Below are 11,492 nucleotides of genomic sequence, written 5' to 3' on the forward strand. Positions count from 1 at the left end.
AAAAATATTCAGAGAGAAAAACGATGACCCACATTGAAGAAAAAGCTTTAGATTCCACCTTTGAGTTCTCTGCTTCTGTCACAGCCAACCCTCCCGAACTGCAAACCTTGTTGGATTTTATCGCGCTGGGGGCAACGGAGCGCGATCGCGATCGCATCCTGCCTTTTGATGTCATCGACCTAATTAGGCGATCGCGCTTAGGTGCATTGCGTATCCCCGTTGCTGAAGGTGGTGGTGGTAGTTCAGCGCGGGAACTGTTAGAGGTGGTGATTCGTTTGGGAGATGCCGATCCGAACGTCGCTCACATTGTGCGGAATCATTTCTCCGTGACCGAGCGAATTTTGCGCGCTCCCCGCAGTGAGAGAAACCGCCGTTGGCTCAAGGCAGTCGTTGATGGAGCGATTATCGGACTCGCTACCACCGAACTGGAAGCGAAGCGATCTGGTGGCGGTGCGGTGGTAAATACAAAATTAACACCCGATAACGGCGGCTATCGTCTCAATGGTAAAAAGTATTACAGCACTGGTAGTATTTATGCAGACTTGATATTTATACGCGTGTTAACACCCGATGACGCTATAGCATTCATACTCATTCCTACTAAGCGTGAGGGAATTGATCTGATAGACGACTGGGACGGCTTTGGGCAACGGTTGACGGGTACGGGAACGACTACGTTCGCTAATGTTTGGGTAGAGGCAGATGAAGTAATTCTTGATACAGATACAGATAAAGATAACCTACCCTACAACATTGTGCCGCAATTGTTTCTGACTGCAATTAACGCTGGGATTATTCGCAGCGTCTTGCGCGATGCAACAAACCTCGTCCGTAAAAGACCTAGAACCTTCTACCATGCCGTAACCGAGCAAGCAGCAGATGACCCGCTATTGCAGCAGACCGTCGGTCAGATTGCCGCCAATGCCTTTGCCGCCGAAGCGATCGTGCTGGCCGCCGCTGATGCTCTTGATCGCCTTTCTGCTGCCCAAGCCCAGGGTGAAGAATCGGAAACAGCAGCGGCGCTAGCAGCTTCTTTAAGTGCAGCCAAAGCCAAATTGATTGTCGATGACTTGGCACTACGTTCTGCTACCCTGCTATTTGAAGTTGGTGGAGCTTCAACGACCAAGCAAAGCTACAACTATGATCGTCATTGGCGAAACGCCCGGACTTTGGCATCACATAACCCCAGTCACTTCAAAGCCCGTGCAATCGGAGACTACGAAATTAATGGCACGCCTCTGCCGACAAGAGGATTCTTCTAAGGTTTTGTATAGGGTATGGAGAAGATAAGGAGATGGGGCAAAAAACTCCCCACACTCCCAATATAGCAAAGTGCTGAGTGCTGAGTGCTGAGTGCTGAGTGCTGAGTAGAAACTCAGTATTATCAAAGGTTTCAGCAACCAACATAGTCCTAATTTATGCTTCGACTGCTATACTGCTCGGGTTTTGTATTCTTAACTCGGAATTGGGTTTGGGGAAAAGGCTAAAGGTTTTTTCTTTCCCTTTTCCCCAAAACCCGACAAGTATTGCCCACACTCTCTTCTCCCCTAGCTAATAGCCCCTCTGCTTCTTAATCCTACGCAGACTTAGCTGACTGAAGCCTTGACTGGCTGCTTCCACACTGCGGCGGCGTATAGTGAGTCCTCAAAGTCCGGTGCAATGTTGTCGCTGGTGATGCGTGCCTCGTGCTGCTCCCAGTCAGTGAAAAATAAGTCGTGACTGATGCGAGATACTATTACAGGCACGTCGCGGCGAATGCTGGGTACATCACCAATGGGTAGCCCGAAGCTGACGAAACCAGCTGGATTGAAGATGTGGATGTCTTTGAGGTAGGGCGCAGTGCCAGGTACTTTTTCTAGATATTCGTGGGCACTACCCAGGTAGGGGTGCGTTCCTAAATCATCGTCGCGCTGGTTGGCTAGTGGTTCGTAGCGATCGCGCCACAGGGCAATGTGTTGGGCAAAGTCGGCTAGTTCGGGGCGCTTTGCCGGGTCAACGAAATAACCAGTACCAGCGATCGCAAAATCAAACTCGAAAACATCATTTTTCACCTGGGCAACGATACGTCCGCCTTTTTCCTGTGCCGATTTCCAAGGTGCAGATAAATGTAAGTGAAAATTGGGGAAGGCGATGGCTCGCTCAACCGCATCCGGTGGCGGTGTGGAACCTACTTGGCGAAAGCGCCACGCTTGGAACCAGCGAACTGCATCAGGCAGTTGTGGATAGTTGTAGTAAGCGCCAGGATACCCCCGTACCCGTAACACTGGTAGAGATGCGATCGCCGAACGCCGTGCGAACAAATGTACTGCTTTGGCTCCCGATTCCAGGGCTACTCCTGCTGCATCGAAAGCTGAAGCCGCCGCACCCAGCACTGCAACAGTCTTACCGCGCAACACTTCAAAATCGATGGCATCGGCGGTATGTGCGTACAGGGTGCGTGGTAAGTTAGCCAATACTGGAGGGATGTTTGGGCCACCAGTACCCGCGACACCGTTAGCGAAGATAATCTTACGTGTGGTTTCCACCTGTGGGACACCGTTTACCTCAAGGTGTAGGCGAAAGAAACCTGCGGCTGGCTCTATCTGTACTAACTTTGTTTGGTAACGAACTGAAATGCCGAGGATCTGCCTATACCAGTTGAGGTATTCAGCCCAAGTCACTCGTGGAATCCGGTCTATAGCTGCGTATGCCTCAGCGCCGTGCCGTGCTTCGTACCATGCTTGAAAAGATAGTTCTGGGATGCCTAATTCGGGGCCGGGCAGGTTCTTCGGCGTGCGAAGCTTTTTCATCCGCGCTCGTGTCAGCCACACCCCTGCAAGGCTTTCGTCCTCGGCTGCATCGATTACTGTCACGCGGCCGATACCTGCACGCCGTAGCGCAAATGCAAAGACACTACCGCTACCACTACCACCTACTATTGTGACATTGTGGTCGATGCCTGGGCGATCGCTCACCCAGTTTTCCGGATGGGGACCGATTAGGCGTAGTGCCTCAAGAGCCTTGAAATCAGGGTTTGTTGTTGTTGTCATATTGATAGCGTTGAGAAATAGGAGTAAGGAGGATGAAGAGGATGTTTCTCGTTCATCTGGCTTGATATGCCAGTAGTATTGGTTGGGATTCAATTTGAACTATCTTGAATTTATTGGATGTAGAACTTGTAGAGATTAGCGAATAAATGGTGTGTGTCGCTAATGCCTTTTCAAGAAATGTCACTTATATTAACTGCGGCTACTATTAAGTTTAGTTAATTCCTAACTAATTGAAACTCATGTATTCACTATTAAGAGCCTGATACATTTTGGTCAAACCCCGATGAATAGCCGATAAATGAAGTATTCAGAAGACGAAAGCATTAAGCTTTTAACCGATGACATACACCCAAAAAAACAGGTGGATTGCAGAGTTATAAAATTTTTTTTCCGCAAAGCTTTGAGGTAATTGTGTCTGCCATTTAGGCATTCACCTATTACTAGACATTAAAGATAGAGTTTACACAATACATACAAAAAAATATGTATTGAGAAACACAATTTTTTGACGTAGTTTATCAAATATTAGATATAGCAAACTATCTAGGAGCCATGAAACGTTGGTATAAGATGCTTGAGCGATCGCATCCTAAATAAAATAGCTGTCACAAACTGCGTACACCAATAACACATGAAAAAGAGACTCTTGGGCTAGGGAGAAAGCACTAGTATTTTTCACTCAGTGCTCAGCATTAACCCCACAGGTGTAAACTAAGTCCACCATCCGCGTAGTGGACACACCAGAAGGCATTGCCCACAACGAGGTATTAAAAAAAATATTGTCTCCATTTTTCGTATAACTCTTAACTTGACCTGTTACGATATGCAGCGCGGCTGATTGTAGGCGAACTCCAATATTGAAAGCACTACCCGTGGTCTTTCTACAATCTCGACAATGGCAATAGTTCGCGGCTTCTAGTTCTCCCTTATACTCATATCGCACATAGCCGCAAAGACACCCTCCTGTGATGAGTTCAGTCATCGTTTTTTCTTTATAGTACATCTGAAATTACTGGGAAAGATTTGTGTTCACTTCCAAAGGCATAATGAAAGGAGAAACAGTTTCATAAGCTTTAGCTGCTTGCAATATCAGTAAATCTCTGTACTTGGCAGCAACAGTTTGTATACCTACAGGCAAGCCGTTTTTGGTAAAGCCGCAAGGTATAGATGCAGCAGGTTGTTGTGTGAGATTAAAAGGGTAAGCAAAAGGTGACCAATCTCGTTCCGGATGGTCAATATATGACAGGGGTCTGTTTTGTCCGACGGGAAAAGCAACTACAGGTAAAGTGGGAGTAATCAGCAAATCATAGTTGAGGTGAAAGCGTTGCAGATGTCTTCCTAAAACTTCACGAGCATCTTGGGCACTAAGGTATTCTGTTAGTGTAATGCGATCGCCTTCTTTGGCATTAGCCTGCAAGCCTTCTTCAATCACAGCTTGTTGTTCTGGACTAAAACCACGCAGTAGCTTGGCTGCACCAGCTTTCCAGAAGGTTTGGAAGATACTCCGGGGATTGGCAAAACCAGGATCGACTTCTTCGACAATAGCACCGAGTTTGGCAAACACATCCACTGCGGCTTTCACTAAGGTGGCTACTTCGGAATCGACATCGGCGTATCCAAAGTTGGGACTGTAAGCAATCCGCAATCCAGCTACACCCCGGTCTAAATTCAAAGTATAGTCCTGTTGAGCATCTGGTAAAGCATACCAATCACGGATATCAGGATGGGCAATAACATTTAACGTGATTGCTGCATCGGTAACAGTGCGAACAAGAACGCCAATATGAAACAAAGTTCCTGTATGGGCTGATGGATAGCCAGCCACACGTCCAAAAGTAGGTTTGAAACCAAACACACCTGTTAATGCTGCGGGTGTTCTAGACGAACCGCCGCCATCTGTACCGAGATGGAGTGTTCCCATTCTCAATGCAGCGGCGACAGCCGCCCCACCGCTACTACCCCCCGGGGTAAGTTGTGTATTCCAAGGATTGCGAGTGATACCAGTCAGAGGACTATCGGTGACACCTTTCCAACCAAATTCCGAAGTTGTGGTTTTTCCGAGTAGTACTCCTCCTTGTTCGCGTAGACGGGCTACCGCAGGTGCATCTTCTTCCCAAGGCTGATTGGCGATAATCGCTTTACTCCCTCGGCGTGTTGGTAAACCCTTGGTTAATAATAAATCTTTAGCAGTAAAGGGTATTCCATCGACCAAGCCGAGGGGATTACCATTTAACCAGCGCGCTTCTGAGGCATGGGCTTCGGCAAGAGCTGTGTTTTCATCTATGATCGCAAAGGCATTAACTGAGCTATTGTAAGTATTGATCTGTTCTAAGGCGGCTTTGGTTGCTTCAACTGGTGATAATTGGCGATCGCGATAAAGCGATAACAATTGAGAAGCTGAAAAATTGGCAATTTCTGACATATTTTTAGGATTGAATAAGAATTAGCGATTTTTAGGTAGGTAAGTCACGACGTTTGAGCAGAGAAAGCAGTGCGATCCCTTCAGCAAAGAGTCGATCTATAGCACCTTCCTCGCGCTCGATAACGCAGAGTGCGTAATCAATTTCAGCCCCAAGTTTACGAAGCTGATGGGCTGAGATGACGATTTGACCGCCAGAAGTTACTACATCTTCTACAATCAGCACTTTTCGATTATTAATCTCTGCACCTTCCGCTAATCGGGAAGTTCCATATTTTTTCGCTTCTTTTCTCACGAAAACAGTAGGTAAGCCAGAGTAGTGTGATAAAAGTGTGACTATGGAAATAGCACCAAGTTCAAGACCAGCCAATACTTCAGTATCACTGGGAATCAGATTAACCATCTGCTTCACGACAGCATCAAGTAAGCTCGGATTTGCCTCGAATTGATACTTATCAAAGTATTCGCTTGATATTCGTCCAGAGCGCAGTTGAAACGAGCCAACTAGATGTGAAACTTCATAAATTTGCTTTGCTATTTCGCTTTTAATTATTTCGGTTTCAGAGCCTTTGGCAAAAACTTCCATGTATTTAACCTTGTTAACAAAAATTTGCTCTGCTTTTTGAGTCATTAAATAACACCAATTTGAAAAGAGAATGCGACATATACATAAGCTCAAAGGCTTGTGATATCTAGTTTTCTGAATTTTGAATTTTGTTAGCGAGTCCGCGTACTCCTACCGAGAAGCAAGCTAGGCACAGCGTCTCGTAGAGAGCGTCATTTTTAATTTTGAATTGGTATAACTTACTTCCTTAGAACAATTTGTGATAACTTCCTGTTTAGATAAAATACGGTAATACAATCAATTTACCGTATTTTGTTTTATAACTCAATCTCCAAACCCACGCTGAACAACGAGTACTAAGTACCCAGACAAACGAAGCACATCAGTACTTATTGAGCAGCATTTTGGAATCAAGTTTTCTATGCAAATTCAAACTGTTGGAATTTTAAGCCCAGGCGATATGGGGCAGGCGATGTCTGACGACAAGCCGCTTCTCTACGAGAGGCTACGCTAACGTGTCTACGCATCTGTACTCAATCAACATGGATTGAAAACCATTGCTGCCTTGAATGACAGAAGCGATGTCTACGACGGTCTACGCCTATACACTCGACAATTAGCCGCCGCAGCTAATGTTGTCGATGTCGGTTCTTTAAAACAACTCGTCATTGAATCCGATGTCGTGCTGCCATAGCAATTCTCTAAAATCCGGCTACAGATAAAGCCACCATAAGATATTGCCTTTGGGCTATAGATGCAATAATTGGTTTGGTTAATTTTCCAATTTCAAGATAGAGAGCAGCACGTAAATCATCGAGGTTTTTAGGTAATAACCAACGAAGTCGGCGCTTAATATATTGCCAAACCTGGTCAATTGGATTTAATTCAGGAGAATGTGCAGGCTGAAATAATAAAATGATGTTATTTGGTACCTGAAGACGTTTGGCTTTATGAAATGCACCATTATCGAGTTGAATAATTAGTACTGAATCAGTAAACTGTTGAGAAACTAGATTGATAAATATCTGAAAACAATCAGTATTAAGATGTGATCCTCTCACCCGTAGCTGGTTGTTGACCTGCGATCGCTCTTTTTGCCCCAAAAACTTATCCCATTAACTTACCAATTTCATTTAATTTCTGTGACAAGATTTCTTGTCAAGATTGAAGTTGTTCACGACTATCATTAGCTAAAGTTATCTCATATAATCCACTACTTATTTTTTGAATAATTCCTTTTATTTCTTTTGATTCAGATTATACGGAAATTCATGAGTTGAAAATCCTGTAATGTTTCATCAGTGATGTTACTTACTTGGGTTTTTCCTTCTTTGACATATAATAATATGTTGTCATTTTTATCTTTAAGTAAGTAAATTTTGTCTTGGGCTTTTGTAGCAATTTGGTATTTTTCTGTTTGTACTGACATAATGCCATTGATATCTTCCTGTCCAATGATTTTAACTAAACTTTGGGCAAGACTGGTCATTTCATTAATTTTTTCTAGCTCCTTAATATCTTGCTCCATTGCCTTAAAAGCGTTCTCAAGACTGATATTTTCTTTGATGTATAAATCAGTTATCTCATGAATTCTATTGAGATATGTTTCTGATTTACCGAGTTTTTCAGATGCTACATACCAGTCTTGAAGATTTTGCACTGTATTAGCTTTCATCCGCAGGGTAATGTTATCCATCGCTCCAACCTGCTGTATTCTGGGTTGAGAACCGGATACCATAATGATGTCGTCTTTCGAGTAATTTCCTGTGTTGGCGCGTTCTCCCCATGCTTGCTCGTAATTCCGAGTGCTTGAAGATGTTTCAGGTGGCGCAGCTGATTTACCGATAAACTGGGTAGCTATTTGGGCGATCGCAATATCTCCTTCTTTGACACCATAAGTTTTTTGGTAATCTACACCTCTGGTGGTGTGTATCCTACCGTGTCCACGCATGGCATCGATAGTTGTATCAGCTGGTACTTTAGAAGGTTCGCCGTGCAGATGCAGCGAATAAACCATTGGTACTAGTTTTCCAGATATAGTCGGATTGTCTGGAATCTGAGGGTTAGCAACGCGTGCCGCTGTGGAAATCATAACTAATTATGCGGACATGATATTACACAACGATTCGTCTTAAAACCAGCTAGAAAGAGTGTTTTACTTCTGAATTCTGCTGTATTCAGTCCTAATCGCCCCAAAAAATAAAAATTACCTAAAACTACACTAAAATTACTGATAACTGCTAAACTCCAAAAGTTAAGATCGTCCAAGTAGGGAATCTAAAATAAAACCCAACTTTAAAATTTAGGAGCAAGAGCGTGAATTTGGACGATTTAGCTTTGCAGATAGAGAATATGCGTAAGCGCGTCGCCCTCTTGCAACGCCAGAGTGAACAGCAAAAAGTACAAGCAGATATTGAACTCGTCAACGCAGTATTCAAAGAAGTTTACCTAGCTTTGGAAGAACTCCAACTAGTAAATGAAGATTTAAAGCAGCAGAATGAAGAATTATCCAATACTCAACAAGCCTTGGTAGCACAAGGTCAGCGCTACCAAGAACTATTTGAGGAAGTACCAGACGCTTATTTTGTGACTGATACAAAAGGGATAATTCAGGAAGCTAACTCAGCCGCTACCACTCTGCTTAACATTTCTAAAAGTTTGTTGTTGGGCAAATCCATAGGGATTTTTGTACTTGAGAAAGAAATAATTGCTTTTCATTTAAAAATAACTCATCTGCGCGATCGCACCCAATTTCCAGACTGGAAAATGCAAGAGTGGGAAGTCAACCTGCGACCGTGTGACAAAACACCTATTATGGCTGCGGTTAAGGTAGTTGCTATCCATAATCAATATAGTAAGTTAGTTGGTCTACGCTGGCTATTACGCGATATTAGCGAAAGTAAGCGAACCCAAGCCAAGCTGCAATGGGCAGAAGAGGCGATGCGACAAGCACTTGCTAAAGAAAGGCAGTTTAGCGAACTTAAATCCCGTTTGCTTACCATCACCTCCCATGAGTTTCGCACCCCTTTGGCTACCATCCACTCTTCTGCAGAACTTTTAGAACATTATCGCCACCTCTGGAGCGAACAGCGACAACATACCCACCTGCGCCGCATTCAAAAATCAGTGATGCATATAACCCAGTTATTGAATGATGTATTGGTACTGAGTCAGGATGAAACAGGCAAGTTAGAGTTTAACCCAACACCCATAAATTTAGTAGAATTTTGCCGCGATTTATTAGAAGAATTACAACAGAGCGATCGCTCACAACACGCGATCGTTTTTAGCAGTGAGTGCCAATGTACAAGGGCTAATTTAGACGCCAAACTACTACGGCAAATCTTGAGTAATTTATTGTCGAATTGTCTAAAATACTCTCCCCTTGATAGTACCGTTAGGTTTTCTGTAACCACTAGCAACCAGCAAGCTATATTTCAGACTCAAGACTCTGGTATTGGCATTCCCCTTTCTGACATTGAACACATCTTTGAACCCTTCCATCGCGCTACTAATACAGTGAATATCCCAGGAATGGGATTGGGGATGTCCATCGTCAAGCAAGCTGTAGATTTACACGGCGGCGAGATTACAGTCGAAAGTGCGATCGGTGCCGGAACTACCTTTACAGTCATTCTCCCATTTTCGAGAAATTTCCATGTATAGCGGCTTGCACTCAAAATTTTGCTTGCCATGAATGTTTCAGCCCACTGGTTTAGGCACAGTCATGCTACCCACGCAATCGAAGAAGGTGTTCCGGTGCATTTGGTGAGGGCTACTTTAGGGCATACAAGTTTGGATACTACGAATAAATATCTGCACGTTAGCCCTGATAGGAGTTCTGGAGAAGTTTTAGTTAAGCGATGGTCTGAGCCGTTTTAATTAGCGATCGCTCTCAATGTGAAGATTTATATTGTAAAAATCATTGTTCCTTTAGCAAGTAGTGTATATTACTTAAATTAAAAACCAAATATTAAATTTATCCTTCTTCTTTTTTTACGAAAATATACATACTAGAGTTGATACATACAATCTAATTTTTGAATTTAAAGAGTTTCAAAGCTAAACACAAAAGTGTCATAAAACTATGCGACTAAAGTTATTTGTTACGGTCTTAGCCCTCAGTACAGTTGCCTTTAGCTATATTGCTACAATCAATTATCCAAGCTTGGCTCAGGCACAAACAACAACAACTTACTCCTGCGGCAAAAGTAGAGATGGCACACCTACTACCTATGCACGTACTGAAACTGGAAAAAAGATAGCAGTAATTCGCTGGTCAAAAAACTGGGGTGGTGAGTATACCCCAGAATCACGTTGTAAAGAGGTTTCTAGTAGATTTCAGATTGCTTCTGAAAAAGAAGTTCTAAAATTCATCACGAGTGGAATTATGAGCGGTCAACCAGTTATATGCGCTACCAGTGATTATGGAGCTCCTTGTAGTCAGTTGCTGCTCACGTTAAGACATGGTGAAAATCCTGATGAAGTCATTCAAAAACTTATAGGTGTGGGTTTTCGTGCGGAAGGCCCGCTCACTCAAAAACAAGATGGTTCTATTCAGTACTACTACGACATACAAAAAAAGTTAGACTTAGTACAAAAAAATGAGTAATTTCAAGCATTTTTAGTTGCTACTTTGCTTTCCTAGCTGGGTACAAGAATTTGTATATTCAGTATTAAATTTGGGTGTATTAACCATTTTTACATCTCAATATATTAGGATTCCTGCTTGATTACTGCTAGCTATACTGAGCCTCTTACCTCGGCTAGGTAAAGCTCACCTAGTATTGGAATGCAATGGGAAAAATATTATATTTCGAGGGCTATAAATCAATATGAGACAACAGGGCATTAATCAATCAATGGCGTTAGTTACTTGGATAGGAGTATTACTAATACTGCCTGTACAGGTAATTTATGTTTGTGTTTCTGCTCCAAGAGTTGTTGCTCAACAACCTACTCTTCAGTTGCCTCAAACGCAACTGAAACAATTAGCTCAGTCGATAACAGTCAAAATTTTATCTGGAGATAGTGGAGGATCGGGGGTTTTAATTAAGAAAAACGGAGAGTTTTATACTGTTTTGACCAATCAACATGTTTTAAAGCGAGGACAAATGTCTCGCATTCAGACTCCTGATGGTCGCATCTATCAAGCAAATTTAGTCAAAGGAATTAACTTTAAAGGTAAGGATTTAGTTTTTTTGGAATTTCGTGGCAATGCTAATTATGCCGTGGCTTCTTTAGGTAATTTATCGACAATAGCAGTCAACGAGCAAATATTTTCCGCAGGATTCCCTTTTGATAGTGACCCATCTCAGTCAAATGGATTTGTCTTTACAGAAGGAAAAGTAAGGCTAGTGCCACAGCAGGCTCTCAAAGAAGGTTATCGGATAGGGTATAGCAACGATATTGAGAAGGGTATGAGCGGAGGTCCGATACTCAATCGTCAAGGAAAAGTTATTGGTATCAATGGCATCCA

10 protein-coding genes and 2 pseudogenes are annotated in these 11,492 nt (G+C 43.1%); 6 read left to right on the forward strand and 6 right to left on the reverse strand.

The features are described 5' to 3' along the window. The first annotated feature begins 23 nt into the window (after nucleotides 1–23). A complete protein-coding gene (locus tag RMY63_RS21895) occupies nucleotides 24–1,262 on the forward strand; it encodes an acyl-CoA dehydrogenase family protein (RefSeq protein ID WP_322730731.1) in 1,239 nt (412 codons plus the stop codon). 324 nt (nucleotides 1,263–1,586) lie between these two features. Here RMY63_RS21895 and RMY63_RS21900 read toward each other — a convergent pair whose 3' ends face one another. The 4 genes from RMY63_RS21900 to pyrE form a co-directional block, all read right to left on the reverse strand. Next, entirely contained in the window at nucleotides 1,587–3,122 is a 1,536-nt protein-coding gene (locus tag RMY63_RS21900; RefSeq protein WP_322730732.1) for an FAD-dependent oxidoreductase, read from the reverse strand. Between the two features lie 586 nt (nucleotides 3,123–3,708). Continuing rightward, the gene (locus RMY63_RS41880) at nucleotides 3,709–4,032 is read right to left on the reverse strand and encodes a GFA family protein (RefSeq protein WP_416212541.1); all 324 of its coding nucleotides are present in this window, start codon (nucleotides 4,030–4,032) and stop codon (nucleotides 3,709–3,711) included. 6 nt (nucleotides 4,033–4,038) lie between these two features. Then, a complete protein-coding gene (locus RMY63_RS21905) occupies nucleotides 4,039–5,451 on the reverse strand; it encodes an amidase (RefSeq protein ID WP_322730733.1) in 1,413 nt (470 codons plus the stop codon). Nucleotides 5,452–5,482: 31 nt separating this feature from the next. Next, nucleotides 5,483–6,079 carry an orotate phosphoribosyltransferase gene (gene pyrE, locus RMY63_RS21910; RefSeq protein ID WP_322730734.1) on the reverse strand — a complete coding sequence of 199 codons (597 nt, stop codon included), beginning with the start codon at nucleotides 6,077–6,079 and terminating at the stop codon, nucleotides 5,483–5,485. A 481-nt stretch (nucleotides 6,080–6,560) separates the two neighbouring features. On the opposite strand from pyrE, the gene RMY63_RS21915 reads away from it, so the two are divergent. Next, nucleotides 6,561–6,707 carry a hypothetical protein gene (locus tag RMY63_RS21915; protein ID WP_322730735.1) on the forward strand — a complete coding sequence of 49 codons (147 nt, stop codon included), beginning with the start codon at nucleotides 6,561–6,563 and terminating at the stop codon, nucleotides 6,705–6,707. Between the two features lie 7 nt (nucleotides 6,708–6,714). Here the strand turns inward: RMY63_RS21915 and RMY63_RS21920 are convergent, their stop codons facing one another. Together RMY63_RS21920 and RMY63_RS21925 are read right to left on the reverse strand one after the other, a co-directional pair. After that, nucleotides 6,715–7,116 (reverse strand): transposase, encoded by a 402-nt coding sequence (locus RMY63_RS21920; protein ID WP_322730736.1) that lies wholly within the window; start codon nucleotides 7,114–7,116, stop codon nucleotides 6,715–6,717. A gap of 149 nt (nucleotides 7,117–7,265) precedes the next feature. Continuing rightward, a pseudogene (locus tag RMY63_RS21925) lies at nucleotides 7,266–7,892 on the reverse strand (hypothetical protein); the annotation flags it as partial. A gap of 437 nt (nucleotides 7,893–8,329) precedes the next feature. Here RMY63_RS21925 and RMY63_RS21930 point away from each other — a divergent pair. From RMY63_RS21930 to RMY63_RS21945, 4 genes and pseudogenes are all read left to right on the forward strand, one after another. Next, nucleotides 8,330–9,679: an ATP-binding protein gene (locus tag RMY63_RS21930; protein ID WP_322730738.1), complete on the forward strand. Its 1,350-nt coding sequence runs from the start codon at nucleotides 8,330–8,332 to the stop codon at nucleotides 9,677–9,679. A 27-nt stretch (nucleotides 9,680–9,706) separates the two neighbouring features. After that, a complete protein-coding gene (locus RMY63_RS21935) occupies nucleotides 9,707–9,895 on the forward strand; it encodes a site-specific integrase (RefSeq protein ID WP_322730739.1) in 189 nt (62 codons plus the stop codon). A 205-nt stretch (nucleotides 9,896–10,100) separates the two neighbouring features. Continuing rightward, nucleotides 10,101–10,625: a COP23 domain-containing protein gene (locus RMY63_RS21940; protein ID WP_322730740.1), complete on the forward strand. Its 525-nt coding sequence runs from the start codon at nucleotides 10,101–10,103 to the stop codon at nucleotides 10,623–10,625. 250 nt (nucleotides 10,626–10,875) lie between these two features. Continuing rightward, a pseudogene (locus RMY63_RS21945) lies at nucleotides 10,876–11,475 on the forward strand (S1 family peptidase); the annotation flags it as partial. Between the last annotated feature and the right edge of the window lie 17 nt (nucleotides 11,476–11,492).

The organism is Nostoc sp. ChiQUE01b (genome assembly GCF_034531255.1).
In the GTDB taxonomy this organism is placed as follows: Bacteria; Cyanobacteriota; Cyanobacteriia; order Cyanobacteriales; family Nostocaceae; genus Nostoc.